At 61.0% G+C, this 19441-nt stretch carries 15 protein-coding genes; 8 read left to right on the top strand and 7 right to left on the bottom strand.

What is annotated here, in order from left to right; genetic code table 11:
• Positions 1-13 precede the first annotated feature (13 nt).
• Both AC2CQI_RS13575 and AC2CQI_RS13570 read left to right on the top strand, forming a co-directional pair.
• Positions 14-757, top strand: a complete 744-nt coding sequence (locus AC2CQI_RS13575) for a class I SAM-dependent DNA methyltransferase (RefSeq protein ID WP_484580437.1) — start codon at positions 14-16, stop codon at positions 755-757.
• Between the two features lie 126 nt (positions 758-883).
• The gene (locus tag AC2CQI_RS13570) at positions 884-1750 is read left to right on the top strand and encodes a prohibitin family protein (protein ID WP_075803673.1); all 867 of its coding nucleotides are present in this window, start codon (positions 884-886) and stop codon (positions 1748-1750) included.
• Positions 1751-2119: 369 nt separating this feature from the next.
• Here the strand turns inward: AC2CQI_RS13570 and AC2CQI_RS13565 are convergent, their stop codons facing one another.
• The 5 genes from AC2CQI_RS13565 to AC2CQI_RS13545 all read right to left on the bottom strand — a co-directional run bounded on the left by AC2CQI_RS13565 (position 2120) and on the right by AC2CQI_RS13545 (position 10164).
• A complete protein-coding gene (locus tag AC2CQI_RS13565; protein WP_484580436.1) occupies positions 2120-2425 on the bottom strand; it encodes a helix-turn-helix domain-containing protein in 306 nt (101 codons plus the stop codon).
• A 210-nt stretch (positions 2426-2635) separates the two neighbouring features.
• The gene (locus AC2CQI_RS13560) at positions 2636-3148 is read right to left on the bottom strand and encodes a BRO-N domain-containing protein (RefSeq protein WP_484580435.1); all 513 of its coding nucleotides are present in this window, start codon (positions 3146-3148) and stop codon (positions 2636-2638) included.
• A gap of 907 nt (positions 3149-4055) precedes the next feature.
• Entirely contained in the window at positions 4056-5678 is a 1623-nt protein-coding gene (locus AC2CQI_RS13555; RefSeq protein ID WP_484580434.1) for a TIGR04141 family sporadically distributed protein, read from the bottom strand.
• A 158-nt stretch (positions 5679-5836) separates the two neighbouring features.
• Entirely contained in the window at positions 5837-7084 is a 1248-nt protein-coding gene (locus AC2CQI_RS13550) for a ribonucleotide-diphosphate reductase subunit beta (RefSeq protein WP_484580433.1), read from the bottom strand.
• Between the two features lie 173 nt (positions 7085-7257).
• Positions 7258-10164 (bottom strand): ribonucleoside-diphosphate reductase subunit alpha, encoded by a 2907-nt coding sequence (locus AC2CQI_RS13545; RefSeq protein WP_075803676.1) that lies wholly within the window; start codon positions 10162-10164, stop codon positions 7258-7260.
• 764 nt (positions 10165-10928) lie between these two features.
• Between AC2CQI_RS13545 and AC2CQI_RS13540 the strand changes: the two genes are divergently transcribed.
• Both AC2CQI_RS13540 and AC2CQI_RS13535 read left to right on the top strand, forming a co-directional pair.
• Complete coding sequence (locus tag AC2CQI_RS13540; RefSeq protein ID WP_075803677.1) at positions 10929-11654, top strand: response regulator; 726 nt, start codon at positions 10929-10931, stop codon at positions 11652-11654.
• Positions 11651-13261: an ATP-binding protein gene (locus AC2CQI_RS13535; protein WP_075803678.1), complete on the top strand. Its 1611-nt coding sequence runs from the start codon at positions 11651-11653 to the stop codon at positions 13259-13261. Before AC2CQI_RS13540 ends, AC2CQI_RS13535 begins: the two co-directional genes overlap by 4 nt.
• Positions 13262-13264: 3 nt before the next feature.
• Here AC2CQI_RS13535 and AC2CQI_RS13530 read toward each other — a convergent pair whose 3' ends face one another.
• Both AC2CQI_RS13530 and AC2CQI_RS13525 read right to left on the bottom strand, forming a co-directional pair.
• A complete protein-coding gene (locus tag AC2CQI_RS13530) occupies positions 13265-13966 on the bottom strand; it encodes a 4'-phosphopantetheinyl transferase family protein (protein WP_075803679.1) in 702 nt (233 codons plus the stop codon).
• 160 nt (positions 13967-14126) lie between these two features.
• Positions 14127-14915: a dienelactone hydrolase family protein gene (locus AC2CQI_RS13525; RefSeq protein WP_484580432.1), complete on the bottom strand. Its 789-nt coding sequence runs from the start codon at positions 14913-14915 to the stop codon at positions 14127-14129.
• A 139-nt stretch (positions 14916-15054) separates the two neighbouring features.
• On the opposite strand from AC2CQI_RS13525, the gene AC2CQI_RS13520 reads away from it, so the two are divergent.
• The 4 genes from AC2CQI_RS13520 to AC2CQI_RS13505 all read left to right on the top strand — a co-directional run bounded on the left by AC2CQI_RS13520 (position 15055) and on the right by AC2CQI_RS13505 (position 19383).
• A complete protein-coding gene (locus tag AC2CQI_RS13520) occupies positions 15055-15654 on the top strand; it encodes an outer membrane protein (RefSeq protein ID WP_484580431.1) in 600 nt (199 codons plus the stop codon).
• 83 nt (positions 15655-15737) lie between these two features.
• Entirely contained in the window at positions 15738-16415 is a 678-nt protein-coding gene (locus AC2CQI_RS13515; RefSeq protein ID WP_484580430.1) for a response regulator, read from the top strand.
• Positions 16412-17758, top strand: coding sequence for an ATP-binding protein (locus AC2CQI_RS13510; protein WP_484580429.1), 1347 nt, complete (start codon positions 16412-16414; stop codon positions 17756-17758). The genes AC2CQI_RS13515 and AC2CQI_RS13510 overlap by 4 nt, the downstream gene beginning before the upstream one ends.
• 296 nt (positions 17759-18054) lie before the next feature.
• Positions 18055-19383, top strand: a complete 1329-nt coding sequence (locus tag AC2CQI_RS13505; protein ID WP_075803684.1) for a dicarboxylate/amino acid:cation symporter — start codon at positions 18055-18057, stop codon at positions 19381-19383.
• The last annotated feature ends 58 nt before the right edge of the window (positions 19384-19441 follow it).

Genomic DNA, 19441 nt, shown 5'->3' with positions numbered 1-19441 from the left:
TGCCCAGGTGCCCATGTCCGGCAATGCTCTCTACACCGACCTGTCGGGCTACTACGACCTGATGTGCGCCGATATCGACTATCGCGCGCAAAGCCACTGCGTGCATCGTCTGCAGCAGTTGTTCGGCAATGGCGGCCAGCGCCACCTCGACCTCGCCTGCGGGACCGGGCCGCATGTCCGCCACTTCATCGATGCGGGTTACCAAAGCGCTGGGCTGGATATCAATCAGCCGATGCTCGACAAGGCGGCGTTGCGCTGCCCCGAGGCGCAGTTCGCGCTGGGTGACATGTGCGGTTTCAGCGTGGCGGAGCCGGTGGACCTGATTACCTGTTTCCTCTATTCGGTGCACTACAGCGGTTCTGTTGAACGGCTCAAGGCCTGTATCGCCAGCGTGCATGGGGCGTTGGAGGAGGGTGGGGTGTTCTGTTTCAACAGCGTGGACCGGAGGCGGATCGACAATGGTTCGTTCGTGTCTCACACCGCGATGCTGGATGATGCGCACTTCACTTTCCGCTCGGCCTGGAATTATCCGGGGGAGGGTGAGCGCCAAGCGTTGCGACTGTACATCGAGCGCACGTTGGCGGGGGAGACGCAGGTCTGGAATGACGAGCACCCGATGGTGGCGGTGACATTCGATGAGCTGCGGGAGCTGCTGGCGCCGTATTTCGACGTGCATGTGCTGGAGCATGACTACGAGAAGCTGGTGCCGTGGGATGGCGTCTCCGGGAATGGTTTGTTCGCCTGCGTAAAGCGCTGAAATCAGCGGCACGACACGATTCTGCAAGAAAGCAGGCCCGCACCCTAGTGTGTCGTGGCATGCTCGACCTTGCCGCGCAACGCGGAATAGACAGGTCATTCGATTTACCTTCAAAAGGAACTGAAGATGCAAAACCCCAACCGCCGCTGGATTGCGACCAGTGCTTCCGTCGTTCTGGGCCTGGCCTTGCTCACTGCAATCCTCGGCAGTTTCTACACCGTGGACGAAAAGGAGCGCGGGGTCGTCCTGCGCAACGGCGCCTTCATCGAAGTGGCGGAGCCGGGCCTGCACTGGAAGATCCCGTTCATCGACACGGTGAAGGAGATCTCCATCCAGAACCAGGCGTCCAAGTGGGAAGGTCTGCAGGCCTACAGCCGTGACCAGCAGGCTGCGCAACTGGTGGTGTCGGTCTCCTGGCATGTCACCCCGGGCGAGGTGGCGGATGTCTACAAGGGTTACAGCGACCTCGACGGCCTGCTGTCCCGCGCCATTGCCCGGCAGGTGCCGACCCAGGTGGAAAACGTGTTCGGCCAGTACACGGCGGTCAATGCGGTGCAGAAGCGTGGTGAGCTGGTGGCGGCGATGTCCCAGGCGATCAAGGCGAGTGTCACCGGCCCGGTGGTGATCGACAGCGTCCAGGTGGAGAACATCGACTTCAGCGATGCCTATGAAAAGTCCATCGAAGAGCGCATGAAGGCCGAGGTCGCGGTGAAAACCCGCGAGCAGCAACTGGAGACCGAGAAGATCCAGGCGCAGATCAGCGTCACCCAGGCCCAGGCTCAAGCGGATGCCGCATTGGCCAAGGCCAAGGCTGAAGCCCAGGCGATCGAGCTGCGCGGCAATGCCGAGGCGGCGGCGATCGAAGTGCGAGCGAAAGCGCTGGCCAGTAACCAGAACCTGGTCGAACTGACCAAGGCCGAACGCTGGGACGGCAAGCTGCCGACCACCGTGCTGCCGGGTGGGACCATGCCGTTTATTGATGCCAGGAAGTGAGGCTGGAACACCCGAGTCAGCCACAGGGTTTGTGTTCGGTACGGACCCTGTGGGAGCTGGCTTGCCAGCGATGAGCATGGGTATCTACACATCTATCGTCCAAGCCCAGATGCCGACTCTGCGCAGGACTTGTAGGAGCGTGGCTTGCCCGCGAAGGGCCGCACAGCGGCCCCAAAACCATCCAGCACGAACTGGCTAGTGAATGGTTTTCTGGATTCAGCGCCTGGTTGGCCTCAGTGTCCCAGATGCTCGGCGTGGCAGGTTTTGGGGCCGCTTTGCGGCCCTTCGCGGGCAAGCCACGCTCCTACCTGAACTGCGTCGGCCATCAGACCGAGGTGTGCAGCGATTAGCCCCTTCAAGTCGTACTTTTCAGAAGTCTTTTTCCGAGACTTTACGCAGCCGAACCCGGTGTTCCGTCACACGTGGAGGTACGACGGGAACGCCAGGATCCTGAAAAGCATCGTCCAGCAGACCCAGATGCCACAGGGCGGTCATGTAGCTGCGCATCTCGACATTCGGTGCGCCGGATTCGATCTTGCTCAGCGTTGCAGTCGACAACCCAGTCTGCGCAGCCAGGTCTTTCTGCCGGATTTTCCTTTGTAGGCGCCTGGTCCTGACCAAAAGACCTATTTTCTCTAGCCTGTCGGCGCAGGCGAGGGGAAAAACGCTAATCATAAGAGCTCTTTTAGCATGGCTTAATCACGTTAAGGCTAACTATAGCAGCTCTTAAGAAATGACTTTTTGGCGGCTGTCACAGGTGATGCGGCGCACGCGGTCCCTGTGGGAGCTGGCTTGCCAGCGATTACGATGGTGGGCTCACTACCGCAATCGCTGGCAAGCCAGCTCCCACAGGGACCGCGCAATGCCCTCACCCTATAGCTGACTTCAAAACCGCAAAACCCGCCCCACCCACCCGCGCCACCGAGTCTCCCGCAGGTCAGGCCCCACCTCATCCACCACCACCGGCATATCCCGCAACCTCACCCAAGGCTCGCTCTGCCAGTACAACAAACTCACCACCCGCGCCCCACCCCAGCGCATCTGCCCCAACCTCGGCCCATCATCCCCAGCCGCTTCCTGCCCATCCCGCAACACCGCCACCACCTCATGGGTCAGCCAATGTCGCAACGACCGGTTCTCCGGCACATAGTGATGCGCCAGCAACGTATAGGCCCCGGACTCACTGACCATCAGCGCCTCCACCTCCCGGCCATAGCGCAGCAGCTTCAGCGTACGCCACTGATCCGGATCGAGCCGGCCGATACAGCGCTCATCCACGAAGCGCCCCATCAGGCGACCGAGTTCGCGGGCGCAGAACCAGGCCTGGGATTCGAGCCAGAGGGTATGGAGAGGGCGGTTGTGGCGGGTGAAGAGCGTTGGTTCGTGGAGATCAGTCATGGCTGGCCTCCGGGGAAAGGAGCACAAATAGGAAAGCAGGTTGCGTCCGCGAAAGGTCTGTGAGCATCTGCTGTGTCAGGCATTCCATAAATCTCCGTGTGATGACAGCTTTCTTAGGGCTGGGCGTCGGGAGTTAAGAAACCTCACACGGTAGGCCGGACGTATTCCCCTTGCGGGTCTTGTATTAGTCCACTCCCGACATAACAGAGTTTTTCGCGCGCAGCAGTAAACCACAGGCAAAAAAAAGCCGCATCTGTCGGGAGCGGATGTACCGCCGTGTGTGGCGTTTCTTAGGCGCCGGTAGCCAAATTAGAAGGCGCGGACTCGGGAGTCAAGGCAGAGTTATGTAGGAAATTTCAGAAACTTCAGAGCAGGAGAAAAGCTCCTCCTTGAGCTTCCATGGGCAGCCTTTAGGAGGAACGCTAGCGTGCTCCAGCCGCTGAGTTCGCCTTCCTTTCTCGGCCGCCATTCGTTGAATTCGTTTCGTTGTGTACACAACCGGATTCTCATCGTTTTGCCAGGCACTGGATTGCGCAGCGCCTAGAACCGCGCGGTCTCCGACTGTTTCAGTAAGAAAAGTACAGGTATACAGCCGCCGGGAACCGCCACAAATGGGACATGCTGACGTTTGAAAAGCCATTGTTCTCGGAACTGATAAGCGTTCTTGAGGCTTTTCAGCCATTCCGGTGGTGCAGCCAAAAGAGTTTGCGAACGCATAACCACGCCTAGGGCTTGAGCCAGAGAGGGATGAGTGTGGTCGCAGCGGGCGAAGAAAGTAAGTTTTCAGGTAATAGCCGTGATTGGTCTACCAGCGATGGAAGAACCATTCATTTCGCGAGTGGAGCATCACTGTGTGAGAGCTCAAGTATTAAAAGTAGAATTCATTAAGGGTTTAATTAAATTATTTTTATGGTTGCTTGGGTTTTATTTTTTTCTTTATTAAAATTCTCGGGTCTACCGCGATGGCGGCTATAGAAACTTTATAGTTTAATCCGTGAAGTGTTCGTATGGCATTTTTTAGTGTTACTTTTGAAAAAAATGGAAGCTCGCTGGGAAGGTTTTTGGTGGTTGCGATAGCGTAAACAATTTCGTACCTATTAGGGTCTGGTCGTACCGCTGGGTCCAGAAGTTTTATGCTTTCAGGTAGCTTTGAATTTAACTTCTCCCTGAAGTAAGGGTCTACAATGAATGCTTCTGCTGAAACACACCCTTGCGAGAAGAGATGGCTTAGTGTGCTTGAGCTTCGATAGTATTTCACGTGTATGAGGTCTGTTCCGTTTTTTATTAAGTCGCAAAACTCCATTTTGTCATAAGATCCACCGAATTTAACATTTTTCTTATCGAGCAAGTTGAATGAGGAGTCTGCTGACGCAAGGTGGTCATTGTATTCTTCTTCTCTGTCGTGATTGTAGTCGGGGAGGGAATGGCAGTAACTTGGAATTTTCTCAAGTTGTTGATCGATTCGGCTTATGAAGCTTTGGTTTACTCTATGCCAAACGCCATTTCTCAATATATATTTCTCACTTCCGTAATCCACCTCTGCATAGAGGCATCGGTAAGCCGGCCAATTTTTAACAGCTTGGTATTCGTTGTTGTTTATGTGTATAGGTGTTTGTTTAATGCTCTCGATGCTGAGCGGCTGGCTTTTACTTGCTAGATAGTTGGTTAGGTCATCAAGATTGAGGACTACATGTCTTTCGGTTCGTGAGTAGAGGTCGAATGAATAACCAATATGATTTTCCCAGTCAACTATTTCTGGTTCGCCTAACCAAATATTTGAAAGATTATTTGTCTCGATTTTTTCTTGGAGCTCCATGTCTAATATTTCTATTTCGTCAGAGTCTCGTACCTTAGAAATGTTATCTACCCATTCAAAAGCTTCAGGGAGTTTCTGCTCGTATCTCAAGATTGCTTCAGTGAGAATATCACTTAGAGAATCTAGAGTTGCAGAGACGATTATTGTGAGTGCATCCCTCCCGGTCACATGGCTGCCAAAAGACTTCACCGATGAAGCGCCCGTTACGGCATATAGCATCTCAACTTCGGAGTTCATGTGAAGGTCGAAGATGTCGACTTCCCTTGTGCTCTGGGTCCTGTAGTTTAAAGGATTGTGATCATAACTTGCTTTATCTAGACTTCTAAGTTTTTCTGGCTCTACTGAGTTCAAGGTCACTTTTAGCCCGAAGTCGCGCTCAATGCATTCTTCATTTATTAAGTGGTGGCCGGTGCCAAAGGAGAGTATGAATTTATAGCTATTTATAGTGGCTAAAAAAACGGCTCCTACAGATGATGAGTTACCAAAGCAGTTTTCCCGGACTTCATTCCTCGAGGTGAATAGGCGTGTCCAAGGTGGAGAATGATCTGGAGGAGGTCTTTTTATATAAAGTCTGGCATGCTCAAGATCTTTTACTTCAAGATCAATGGGTGATTGAGTATTTTCCAGTTTGAGAAGTATGTTGTCAGGTGGTGTTGGTTTCTTAATCAAATATATTGAAAGTTTTTCCTTTCTCTCTTTAATTGCTTTCTTCATACGTCATCGTCCCTAATGATTCAGGATAAGATGGTAGCATAATGATGCTTCGGGAAGCTGGCGTTTGCGTTTGCGTTTGCGTTTGAAGCACTTTTTGGAGCAAGAAAAAAGGCTGCCCGAAGGCAGCCTTTTCCATAGAGCAGTGTGATGCGAGCCAATCAATCCCAGCTCAACGCCCCACCCGTCTGATACTCGATCACCCGAGTCTCAAAGAAGTTCTTCTCCTTCTTCAAGTCCATGATCTCGCTCATCCAAGGGAACGGGTTGGTGGTCCCCGGATACTCTTCCTTCAGACCAATCTGCGACAGACGACGGTTGGCGATGAACTTGAGGTAATCCTCCATCATCGCCGCGTTCATGCCCAGCACGCCGCGTGGCATGGTGTCACGGGCGTATTCGATCTCCAGCTGGGTGCCCTGCAGGATCATCTGCGTGGCTTCTTCCTTCATCTCGGCATCCCACAGGTGCGGGTTTTCGATCTTGATCTGGTTGATCACGTCGATACCGAAGTTCAGGTGCATGGACTCGTCACGCAGGATGTACTGGAACTGCTCGGCCACGCCCGTCATCTTGTTGCGGCGACCCATGGAGAGGATCTGGGTGAAGCCGCAGTAGAAGAAGATGCCTTCCAGGACGCAGTAGTAGGCGATCAGGTTGCGCAGCAGTTCCTTGTCGGTCTCGACGGTGCCGGTGTCGAATTCCGGGTCGGAGATCGCGCGGGTGTAGCGCAGGCCCCAGGCGGCCTTTTTCGCGACCGACGGGATCTCGTGGTACATGTTGAAGATCTCGCCTTCATCCATGCCCAGCGATTCGATGCAGTACTGGTAGGCGTGGGTGTGGATCGCTTCCTCGAAGGCCTGGCGCAGGATGTACTGGCGGCACTCGGGGTTGGTGATCAGGCGGTACACGGCCAGCGCGAGGTTGTTGGCAACCAGGGAGTCGGCAGTGGAGAAGAAGCCAAGGTTGCGCATGACGATGCGACGCTCGTCGTCGGTCAGGCCTTCCGGGCTTTTCCACAGGGCGATGTCCGCGGTCATGTTGACCTCTTGCGGCATCCAGTGGTTGGCGCAACCGTCCAGGTACTTCTGCCAGGCCCAGTCGTACTTGAACGGGACCAGTTGGTTGAGGTCGGCGCGGCAGTTGATCATGCGCTTTTCGTCAACCGCGACACGGGCAGCGGAGCCTTCCAGCTCGGCCAGGCCTTCGGCGATGTCCAGTTCGTCCAGGGCCGCCTTGGCGCGCATCACTGCGGCCGAGTCGTTGGAGGTGACGGCGCGGGCTTCGAGGGCGGCAGCGCCACCGGCGCTGTCCAGCTTGTCGATGCCGGCAGCAGCGGAGTGGCCGGCAGCGCCGGTCTTGGCGACGGCTTCGCCGTCTTCTTTGTCGAATTCGTCCCAGCTCAGCATGGTGGGGTCTCCTGCTTGAGGGCCATGTTCAAAGTATGGCCGGTGGATCTTGGTTGCGTTGCTTGCGTCGGGGTACAGCAGTGCACGCAAAATCTGAGTGCCGAAGCGCAGGCTTCGGTTTTGTTGTTTCTGGCCCAGGCAACGAGGCGCCCCGCAGGACGCCTCGATTCACCTTACTGGCAGGCCTCGCAGTCCGGCTCGTCGATGGCGCAGGCCTTCGGCACTGGCGCTGGAGCCGGTTCTGCGGCCGGTGCGGCCTTGGCCTGGACCGGGGCGCTGCTGTCGCCACCACTGGACACGGCGTTGAGCTTGCCGGTGGTGATGGTCGACTTCTCGGTGCTGGTCGCGGCCAGGGCACGGAGGTAGTAGGTGGTCTTCAGACCACGGTACCAGGCCATGCGGTAGGTCACGTCGAGCTTCTTGCCCGAAGCGCCGGCGATGTACAGGTTCAGCGACTGCGCCTGGTCGATCCACTTCTGGCGACGGCTGGCAGCGTCGACGATCCACTTGGTTTCCACTTCGAACGCCGTGGCGTACAGGTCTTTCAGCTCTTGCGGGATACGCTCGATCTGCTGCACGGAACCGTCGTAGTACTTCAGGTCGTTGATCATGACCGAGTCCCACAGGCCGCGGGCCTTGAGGTCGCGAACCAGGTACGGGTTGATCACGGTGAATTCGCCGGACAGGTTCGATTTCACGTACAGGTTCTGGTAGGTCGGCTCGATGGACTGCGACACGCCGGTGATGTTGGCGATGGTCGCGGTCGGCGCGATGGCCATGATGTTCGAGTTACGGATACCTTTTTGTACGCGCTCACGGACCGGTGCCCAGTCCAGGGTCTCGTCCAGGTTGACGTCGATGTATTTGGCGCCACGGGCTTCGATCAGGATCTGTTGCGAGTCCAGCGGCAGGATGCCCTTGGACCACAGCGAACCCTGGAAGGTCTCGTAGGCACCGCGCTCGTCGGCCAGGTCACAGGAGGCCTGGATGGCGAAGTAGCTGACCGCTTCCATGGAACGGTCGGCGAACTCGACGGCGGCGTCGGACCCGTAGGCGATGTGCTGCAGGTACAGCGCGTCCTGGAAGCCCATGATGCCCAGGCCGACCGGACGGTGCTTCATGTTCGAGTTGCGCGCCTGCGGCACGGAGTAGTAGTTGATGTCGATCACGTTATCCAGCATGCGCACGGCGGTGTGCACGGTGCGTTGCAGCTTGGCGTGGTCGAGCTTGCCGTCGACGATGTGGTTCGGCAGGTTGATCGAGCCCAGGTTGCAGACCGCGATCTCGTCCTTGTTGGTGTTCAGGGTGATCTCGGTGCACAGGTTCGAGCTGTGGACCACGCCCACGTGCTGCTGCGGGCTGCGCAGGTTGCACGGATCCTTGAAGGTCAGCCATGGGTGGCCGGTCTCGAACAGCATCGAGAGCATCTTGCGCCACAGGTCCTTGGCCTGGAGGGTCTTGAACACCTTGATCTTGTTGTACTCGGTCAGGGCTTCGTAGTACTCGTAGCGCTCTTCGAAGGCCTTGCCGGTCAGGTCGTGCAGGTCCGGCACTTCCGATGGCGAGAACAGGGTCCACTTGCCGTCTTCGAAGACGCGCTTCATGAACAGGTCAGGGATCCAGTTGGCGGTGTTCATGTCGTGGGTACGACGACGATCGTCACCGGTGTTCTTGCGCAGCTCGATGAATTCTTCGATGTCGAGGTGCCAGGTTTCCAGGTAGGCGCAGACCGCGCCCTTGCGCTTGCCGCCCTGGTTGACCGCGACGGCGGTGTCGTTGACCACTTTCAGGAACGGCACGACGCCTTGCGACTTGCCGTTGGTGCCCTTGATGTAGGAGCCCAGGGCACGCACCGGGGTCCAGTCGTTGCCCAGGCCACCGGCGAATTTCGACAGCATGGCGTTGTCGTGGATCGCGTGGTAGATGCCCGACAGGTCGTCCGGAACGGTGGTCAGGTAGCAGCTCGACAGCTGTGGACGCAGGGTACCGGCGTTGAACAGGGTCGGGGTCGAGGCCATGTAGTCGAAGGACGACAGCAGGTTGTAGAACTCGATCGCACGGGCTTCACGGTCTTTCTCGCCGAGGGCCAGGCCCATGGCGACGCGCATGAAGAACACCTGCGGCAGTTCGAAGCGCACGCCATCCTTGTGGATGAAGTAGCGGTCGTAGAGGGTCTGCAGGCCCAGGTAGGTGAACTGCTGGTCGCGCTCGTGGTTGATCGCCTGGCCCATGCGGTCCAGGTCGAAGCCGGCCAGGGCCGGGTCGAGCAGTTCGAATTCCACGCCCTTGGCGATGTAGGCCGGCAGTGCCTTGGCGTACAGGTCGGCCATTTCGTGGTGGGTGGCGCTGTCGGTGACTTCGAGGAAGCCCAGGGCTTCGGCGCGCAGGGTGTCCATCAGCAGGCGGGCGGTGACGAACGAGTAGTTCGGCTCGCGCTCGACCAGGGTACGGGCGGTCATCACCAGGGCGGTGTTGACGTCCTTGATGGCCACGCCGTCGTACAGGTTCTTCAGGGTTTCGCGCTGGATCAGGTCGCCATCGACTTCGGCCAGGCCTTCGCAGGCCTCGGAGATGATGGTGTTCAGGCGGTTCATGTCCAGCGGCGCGAGGCTGCCGTCGGCCAGGGTGATGCGGATGCTCGGGTGCGGCTGCACGGCGGCGTCGCCATTGTTGCCACGGGTGGCACGCTCGCGGGAACGCTGCTCGCGGTAGATCACGTAGTCACGGGCGACTTTCTGCTCGCCGGCACGCATCAGGGCCAGTTCGACCTGGTCCTGGATTTCTTCGATATGGATGGTGCCGCCGGACGGCATGCGGCGCTTGAAGGTGGCGGTGACCTGTTCGGTCAGACGCGCGACGGTGTCGTGGATGCGCGACGAGGCGGCAGCGGTGCCGCCCTCAACTGCGAGGAACGCTTTGGTGATGGCTACGGTGATCTTGTCGTCGGTGTACGGAACGACAGTGCCGTTACGCTTGATCACGCGCAGTTGGCCAGGGGCGGTCGCTGCCAGATCCTGAGTCGAATCGGCGGCCTGCGGCGCCTTGGCCTGCGGGTTCTCGCGAGTTGTGTCGGTGTGCATGGGTGTCTCCACGTTCTCTATGTTTGTTCAGGCGCCTTTTGGGCGCCCACCGTTCCATCCAAAGGTCCGACAGGCACCTGGCGCAGGCGTGGCTCGAAAGCACTCGCGCCGCGGCAGGGCGTGTACCCGACTTCGGGACGGATCAGGAAAAAGGGGCATTCGCATGCCGCTCCCTGGCCGAAGTCAAAAGTCCTGGGTCGAAAACCCAAAATCTGTTGCTGTGCGGATGCGCGGCACTGGCCTGCTGCATCCATACCCGGAACAAGGCCCCCCGAGGGCTTGCAACGGTCGCCTCCGCAGGAGCGGTTTGGCTGCTGGATTCACTTAAAGTTCAAGCAAAAAAAACAGCCGCTGAAGGGCTTGAGTTCGCTGCCTGACTTGTGCTTGGGATTTTGATGAAAACCCAAGATGTAGTGTTTTGTTGTGCGTGAGATACAAGATAATGCGGTATCGGGCCTATTGCAAGGCGACGATCTGTGGATAACTTGTGAGTAGATTGTGTGTGAATCGGGACAACTGGCTGTAGGCCCCGTCCTATCAAGAGCGCGCCGCCTGTCATCCTTTTTTCATGTAGGAAAAGGCGACTGAGAGATTTTGGCGGGCGCGAACCCTATCACAAAAAGCGCGCCTTGCCGCCGCGTCTGGCAGGCAATTTGCCTTACCCGGTCGGGCGGTTGGCAGTACCCGGGGCGCCACGTAGTATCCGTGGCCGATGTTGCCCTTTGGCGACACTATTCCAATAACAACGATGCAGGAGTGGGGCCGTGGAGCAGCGAAGCTGTCAGGTATTGATCGTCGAGGATGACCAGCGGCTCGCCGAACTGACCCGCGAATACCTCCAGGCCAACGGCTTCAGCGTCGAGGTCGAAGGCGATGGCGCCAAGGCTGCGGCGCGCATCATCAATGAACAGCCGGACCTGGTGATCCTCGACCTGATGCTCCCCGGCGAAGACGGCCTGAGCATCTGCCGCAAGGTACGCCAGCGCTACCCCGGGCCGATCCTCATGCTCACCGCGCGCAGCGACGACCTCGACCAGGTCCAGGGCCTGGATCTGGGCGCCGACGACTATGTGTGCAAGCCGGTGCGCCCGCGCCTGCTGCTGGCGCGGATCAACGCCCTGTTGCGCCGGGCCGAGCCGCCAGCGGTCGAGGAAGAGGTGCGCAGCGTGCAGTTCGGCCCGCTGCGGGTCGACAACACCCTGCGCGAGGCCTGGCTGGACGAGGCCGGCATCGAGCTCACCGGCGCCGAGTTCGACCTGCTCTGGCTGCTGATCAGCAATGCCGGACGCATCCTCTCCCGGGAAGAGATCTTCACCTCCCTGCGCGGCGTCGGCTATGACGGCCAGGACCGCTCCATCGACGTGCGCATCTCGCGTATCCGTCCGAAGATCGGTGACGACCCGATCCATCCCCGCATGATCAAGACCATCCGCAGCAAGGGCTACCTGTTCGTCCGCGAGGCCGCCGAGGCCCTGGGCAGCAAGGCATGAACTCGATCTTCCTGCGCATCTATGGCGGCATGCTCGGCGTCCTGGTACTGGTGGCGGTGCTCGGCACCCTGAGCCTGCACCTGCTTAACGAAGTGCGCGCCGGGCAGTACCGCGAGCGCCTGGCGCACGGTACCTTCACCCTGATGGCCGACAACCTGGCGCGGATGAACGGCGTCGAGCGCACCCGCGCCCTGGCCTTGTGGGAGCGCTTGCTGGGTATTCCGCTGAATGTACAAAGCAGCACCGACGCCCACCTCGACGGCGGCCAGCGTACCCGCCTGCAACGCGGCCAGGTGCTGGTCGAGCACCTCGGTCCGCATCAGGCGCGGATCGTCGCCCAGCTCAAGAACCGTGACCTGGTGCTGACCGGCGAAGTGCAGCAGATCAGCGAGCAACTGGCCCGGGCCACCATCTACCTGCTGGTGGACGAGCTGGTGCGGTATCCCGTGGCCGAGCAGGGTCGGCGCCTGGCGGAGCTGAAAGAGAGCAAGGGCTTCGGCTTCGACCTGCGCCTGCTGGCGCAGAACGATGCCGATATGGATGACGATCAGCGCCGTCGGGTCGAGGAGGGCGACACGGTGATGGCCCTGGGCAAGGACGGTGACTCGATCCGTGTCTTCGCCGGCATCGCCGGCACGCCCTGGGTCCTGGAAATCGGCCCGCTGTACCAGATGAACCCCTATCCGCCGCAGTTGCTGATCCTGATCGCCGCCCTTGGCCTGAGCCTGATCGGCCTGGTGGTCTACCTGCTGGTGCGCCAACTGGAGCGGCGCCTGTCCCAGGTCGAGGTGGCCGCCACCCAGATCGCCCAGGGCAGCCTGGATACCCGGGTGGTCGCCGAGGGCGCCGACTCGGTGGGGCGCCTGGCCGAGGCCTTCAATGGCATGGCCGAGCACCTGCAACGCTCGCTGACCATCCAGCGCGAACTGGTCCGGGCCGTGTCCCACGAGCTGCGCACCCCGGTGGCGCGCCTGCGCTTCGGCCTGGAGATGATCGCCAGTGCCAGCACCGAACAGGCCCGGGACAAGCACCTGGCCGGGATGGACAGCGATATCCAGGACCTCGACAAGCTGGTCGACGAGATGCTGATGTACGCCCGCCTCGAACAGGGCGCGCCGGCCCTGCATTTTCAGCGGGTCGACCTGGATGCGCTGCTTGACCAGGTGATTGCCGAGCTGGCGCCGCTGCGCCGTGAAGTGCAGGTGTTGCGCGGGGTGTCCCAGGGCGGCGGCGAGGGCGCCTGGGTCGAGGCCGAGCCGCGCTATCTGCACCGCGCTTTGCAGAACCTGGTGAGCAATGCCATGCGCCATGCCGAGTCGCAGGTGACCCTTAGCTATCAACTGGGCCTGCAGCGTTGCCGGATCGATGTCGAGGATGATGGCCCCGGGGTTCCGGAAAGCGCCTGGGACCGGATCTTCACGCCCTTTACCCGGCTCGACGACAGCCGCACCCGCTCGTCCGGCGGGCATGGGCTGGGGCTGTCGATCGTGCGGCGGATCATCTACTGGCACAACGGCCGGGCGCTGGTGGGCCAGAGCCAGCGGCTCGGCGGGGCCTGTTTCAGCCTGAGCTGGCCGCGGGAGCAGCAGGGGCCGGGCGGGGAATAGCGTTCAGACCGCGATCAGGCTGAGCAGGTGATCGCCCATCAGGCAGAACTGGCCTTCCAGCTCGCGGCCGTGGTGCCACTCTGGCGACAGGTCGGTGAGCAGGCGCAGGCGCGCGGTGCCGTCGTCGGACCATTCCAGCACTTCGGCGTGTTCGAAGTAGAAGCGCTTGAGCACCAGCGGGTAGAGGGCCTTGAACAGGCTTTCCTTGAGGGAGAAGGTCAGGGTCACGGCCAGGCTGCGGCGAGCCGGGTCGAGGCGCTGGAGTTCGGCTTCGGTGAGGATTTCGCCGGCCAGGCGTGCGGCGCGGTCGTCGTCGAGCAGGGTTTCCTGATCGAGACCGAGGCCCTGGCAGTCGTTCTTGTAGGCAACTACCGCAGCTGCCCAGCCCTTGCCGTGGGTGATGGAGCCGGCGATATCGGCTGGCCATACGGGGGCTCGGTCATCGCCGGTGGCGGGGACGTAGAGGCGGCCATCCAGGTGTTGCAGGGCGGCGCGGGCGCAGGCGCGGCCGGCGAGGTATTCGGCCTGGCGCTTGGCCACCGAGCGTTGCAGGGCGGGTGTCTGTTCGATGGCGGCGCGCTGGAAATCGTCGGCGCGCAGGGCGGCCGGGTCGAAGGTGCAACTGACCAGCTGCGCGCCGGGGACCGGACGGGGCAGGGGCCAGTGGTGCTGGAGCGGGGAGCAGCAGGTGGGGAGTCGGTTCATGGCGGGTATTGTGCCGTGGGCCATGCTGGCTGGATAGGCTGGCATAGAACCCTGTGGGAGCTGGCTTGCCAGCGATAGGGCCCGATCTGACACCGATGTTGTCATTGGTGGCCTCATCGCTGGCAAGCCAGCTCCCACAGGTCTTGTTGTGTGCCCGGAGTCAGAAGATCTTCTTGAAGAACGCCTGCAGATCCGCCCACGAACTCTCGTCCGCCGCCTTGTTGTAGCCGATATCCGGCCCACCATGCTCGCCATGGCTCAAGCGATCGGCATCCGGGTTGGTAAAGCCATGCTTGGCCCCCTGGATACTGACGAACTCATAGGTCGCGCCCGCAGCATCCATCTCCTTCTTGAAGTCCAGCACCTGCTGCGGCGTGACCATGCTGTCCGCCGCGCCATGCTCCACCAGGATCTTCGTCTTCACGCTGCCGGGCGTCGCCGGTGTGCTGGTGACCAGCGCACCATGGAAGCTCGCCACGCCGGCCAGGGATTCACCCCGGCGCGCCGCATCCAGCACCACCTTGCCGCCGAAGCAGTAACCGATGGCCGCGATCCGTTCCTTGTCGGTCTGCGGTTGCAGCTTGAGCAACGCCACGCCGGCATCGAAACGCTTGGCCGCCGCCGCCGGATCCTTGAGCGCCGCCTGCATGAAGCTCATGGCATCCGCCGGGTGCTCGGTGTTCTTGCCGTCGCCGTACATATCGATGGCCAGGGCGCTGTAGCCCAGGGCCGCGAGATCACGGGCGCGGCGCTTGGCGTAGTCGTTCAGGCCCCACCATTCGTGCACCACCACCACGCCCGGCACCGGGCCCTTCACCGCGTCGTCGTAGGCGTAGTAGCCGACCAGGCGCTTGCCGTCGGCATCCTGATAAGGAATCTCTCGGGTCTGCACGGCGGCCTGGGCCAGTCCGGCGGCGCCCAGCAGGGCGGCAGCAAGCATCAAACGCATGATCGGTACTCCTGTTCTCGAAATCATGAAGAAGCGAAACGTTCAGCCCAGGTTCAGGCGGGGTTCAGCCGCGGTTCAGGGCCGGGTTCCTACTCTAGCGCCCAGACCCCAACCGCGCATCACCGTGGAGAACATCATCATGAAAAGCCTCAACACCCTGCTGGCCGCGCTGACCGTCCTCGGCGCAAGCATGAGCGTCCAGGCCGACGATACCTTTGCCGGCCTCACCTACGGCCAGACCAGCGACAAGGTCCGCAAGTCCAGCGGCCTGGAGCAGGCCCTGGGCAACCAGAACACCGACGGCATCATCGGCAAGGACGACACCTGGGGCATCCGCCTCGGCCGGATCAACGACGAGGGTCGCTACTACGCCACCTACGACAATGTCTCCGGCACCCACAACGGCCTGAAACTGCGTCAGGAAAACCTCCTCGGCAGCTACGACCTGTTCTACCCCGTGGGCAGCACCACCAAGCTGTTCGGCGGTGCCAGCGCCGGCCTGACCAAGCTGACCCAGGACTCGCCAGGCGCCAGCCGCGACAGCGACATCGGCTACGCGGTCGGCCTGCAGGGCGGCGTGCTCCAGCAAGTCACCGACAATGCCTCGGTCGAGCTGGGCTACCGGTACCTGCGCAGCAACGCCAGCACCGACCTGGGCGAGCGCGGCGACAGCAAGCTCGGCGCCCTGCGCCTGACCAGCAGCGCGCAGACCTACCTGTCGGCCAACTACAAATTCTGAGCCACAGTTGCCGGAACCGGCCCCTAGGAACGGGCCGGTTCGCTGCTATTCTGCGCGTCACGCACTACCCAGGAGCGATGCCAATGAAATTGCTGGTGGTCGAGGATGAAGCGCTGCTGCGCCACCACCTCTATAGCCGTCTGAGCGAAGGCGGACATGTGGTCGAAGCCGTGGGCGATGCCGAGGAGGCGTTGTACCAGGCCGAACAGTTCAACCATGACCTGGCCATCGTCGACCTTGGCCTGCCGGGCATGAGCGGCCTGGAACTGATCGGCCGCCTGCGCGCCCTCGACAAGACCTTCCCGATCCTGATCCTCACCGCCCGTGGCAACTGGCAGGACAAGGTCGAGGGCCTGGCCGCCGGGGCCGACGATTATCTGGTCAAGCCGTTCCAGTTCGAAGAGCTGGAAGCCCGCCTGAATGCCCTGTTGCGCCGCTCCAGCGGCTTCACCCAGGCGACCATCACCGCCGGCCCTCTGCGCCTGGACCTGAACCGCAAGCAGGCGGTGCTGGACGAGCAGCCGCTGGCGTTGACCGCCTACGAATACCGCATCCTCGAATACCTGATGCGCCATCACCAGCAGGTAGTGGCCAAGGAGCGGCTGATGGAGCAGCTCTATCCCAATGATGATGAGCGCGACCCGAATGTCATCGAAGTGCTGATCGGTCGCCTGCGGCGCAAGCTCGAGGGTGACTGCGGCTTCAAGCCGATCGATACCGTGCGCGGCCTCGGCTACCTGTTCACCGAGCGCTGCCGGTGATCCGCTCCCTGCGGGTCCGCCTGATGCTGGCGGCGGCGCTGCTGGCGCTGCTGTTCATGCTGGCGTTGCTGCCGGCCTTGCAGAAAACCTTCAGTCTGGCCCTGCAGGAGTCCATCGAACAGCGCCTGGCCTCGGACGTGACCACCCTGATTTCCGCTGCCCGGGTGGAAAACAACCGCCTGATGATGCCGGTGCTGCTGCCGGACGAGCGCTTCAACCTGCCCGACGGCCGCCTGCTCGGCTACATCTATGACCGCGATGGCCGGCTGGTCTGGCGCTCGCGGGCCACCGCCAAAGAGAACATCAACTACCAGCCACGCTATGACGGGCGCGGCAACGAGTTCGCGCGGATCCGCCAGGACGACGGCGAGGAGTTCTTCGTCTATGACGTCGAGGTCAAGCTGCTCGGTGGCAAGAATGCGGCCTACAGCATCGTCGCCCTGCAGCCGGTGCGCGAATACCGGGAAACCCTGAATGGCCTGCGCGAGAAGCTTTATCTCGGTTTCGGTGCAGCGCTGCTGGTCCTGATGCTGCTGCTCTGGGCCGGGCTGACCTGGGGCCTGCGCTCGTTGCGGCGGATGACCGTGGAGCTGGACGAAATCGAGTCCGGCGCCCGTGAAGGCCTCAGCGGCGAGCATCCCCGCGAGCTGCTGCGCCTGACCCGCTCTCTCAACCGCCTGCTGCGCAGCGAGCGCGAGCAGCGCGGGCGCTACCGCGACTCCCTGGGCGACCTGGCCCATAGCCTGAAAACCCCGCTGGCGGTGTTGCAGGGCGTCAGCGAAGGCATGGCCCAACGGCCTGCGGACCGTGAGCAGGCGCGGGTCCTGCAAAGCCAGATCGAGCGCATGAGCCAGCAGATCGATTACCAGTTGCAGCGCGCCAGCCTGCGCAAAAGCGGCCTGGTGCGCCATCAGGTGCAGTTGCGGCCGCTGCTGGAGAGCCTGTGCGGCACCCTGGCCAAGGTCTATCGCGACAAGCAGGTCGAGGTCGCCTTCGACCTGGCCGACGATGCCCGGGTGCCGATGGAGCGGGGCGCCCTGATGGAATTGCTCGGCAACCTGCTGGAAAACGCCTGGCGCCTGTGCCTGGGCCAGGTGCGCATCAGCCTGCACGAGACGGAGGGCGCGCTCGAGTTGTGTATCGAGGACGACGGCCCCGGCGTGCCGCCTGACCAGCGCGAGCGCATCCTCCAGCGCGGGGAGCGCCTCGACCGCCAATACCCGGGGCAGGGCATCGGCCTGGCGGTGGCCAAGGACATCATCGACAGCTATGACGCGCGCCTGACCCTCGACGATTCACCGCTGGGCGGCGCCGCGTTCCGCATCCGCTTCACCGCCGACTGACGGCTAATTCCCTGCGTTTCGTAGGCGGATATCCGCCAACCTGGGCTGGCGAAATTCCGCCCCGGGCGGAAATCCGCCAACTCTGATCTTCAAGCGTGCCACCTGATTGTGCGAGAAAACCCCGTAAACACGGGGTCTGCACCGCGAAAGCGCAAATTGGCATCGGGCTTGCTATGAACCTCGCAGAGTTCTGCCACGCAGCTCGACACAACAAATCCCTCCAGTGCAGGAGGGTTCGCGATTCAGGTGCCACGCGTCCTGGGAAGGACCGGCCGGTACCCTTGAGGAACATAGCCATGACGACAGCCCGTCAGCCACTGTACAAATCGCTGTATATCCAGGTGTTGGTAGCGATCACCATCGGTATCCTGCTCGGCCACTACCTTCCTGAAACCGGTGTCGCCCTCAAGCCGTTGGGTGATGGTTTCGTCAAACTGATCAAGATGGTCATCGCCCCCATCATCTTCTGTACGGTGGTGAGTGGTATCGCCGGCATGCAGAGCATGAAGTCGGTAGGCAAGACCGGCGGCTACGCGCTGCTCTACTTCGAAATCGTCTCCACCATCGCCCTGATCATCGGCCTGGTTGTCGTCAACGTGGTCAAGCCGGGCGCCGGCATGCACATCGACGTGTCCACCCTGAACGCCAGCAGCGTGGCCGCCTACGCCGCCGCCGGTGCGCAGCAGACCACCATCGGCTTCCTGTTGAACATCATCCCGGCCACCGTGGTCGGTGCCTTCGCCAACGGCGACATCCTGCAAGTGCTGATGTTCTCGGTGATCTTCGGCTTCGCCCTGCATCGCCTGGGTTCCTACGGCAAGCCGCTGCTGGAAATGATCGACCGCTTCGCTCATGTCATGTTCAACATCATCAACATGATCATGAAGCTGGCCCCGATCGGTGCCTTCGGTGCCATGGCCTTCACCATCGGCCAGTACGGCGTGGGTTCGCTGGTGCAGCTGGGCTACCTGATGGCCTGCTTCTACATCACCTGCGTGCTGTTCATCCTGGTCATCCTCGGCGGTATCGCCCGTGCCCACGGCTTCAGCGTCCTGAAACTGATCCGCTACATCCGTGAAGAACTGATGATCGTGCTGGGTACTTCCTCCTCGGAATCCGCCCTGCCACGCATGCTGACCAAGATGGAGCGCCTGGGCGCGAAGAAATCCGTGGTTGGCCTGGTGATCCCGACCGGCTACTCGTTCAACCTCGACGGTACCTCGATCTACCTGACCATGGCCGCGGTGTTCATCGCCCAGGCCACCGACACCACCATGGACATCACCCACCAGATCACCCTGCTGCTGGTGCTGCTGGTTGCCTCCAAAGGTGCTGCGGGCGTTACCGGTTCGGGCTTCATCGTCCTGGCGGCCACCCTGTCGGCCGTAGGTCACCTGCCGGTTGCCGGCCTGGCCCTGATCCTCGGTATCGACCGCTTCATGTCCGAGGCTCGCGCCCTGACCAACCTGATCGGCAACGCCGTAGCGACCGTGGTCGTGGCCAAGTGGGTCAAGGAACTGGACGAAGACAAGCTGCACAAGGAACTGGATTCCGGTGGTTCGCCGCTGGTTGAAAGCCGTCCGGTCGACGACCTGGGCGTGGCTGAAGGTCCTGCTGTTCGCTAAGCGAATCGCGTGATGCAAAAAAAGCCCATCTTCGGATGGGCTTTTTCATTTGTGTTGT

The organism is Pseudomonas sp. P2S-1, assembly GCF_057197725.1.
This window is presented reverse-complemented; position numbering and strand designations above follow the sequence as displayed.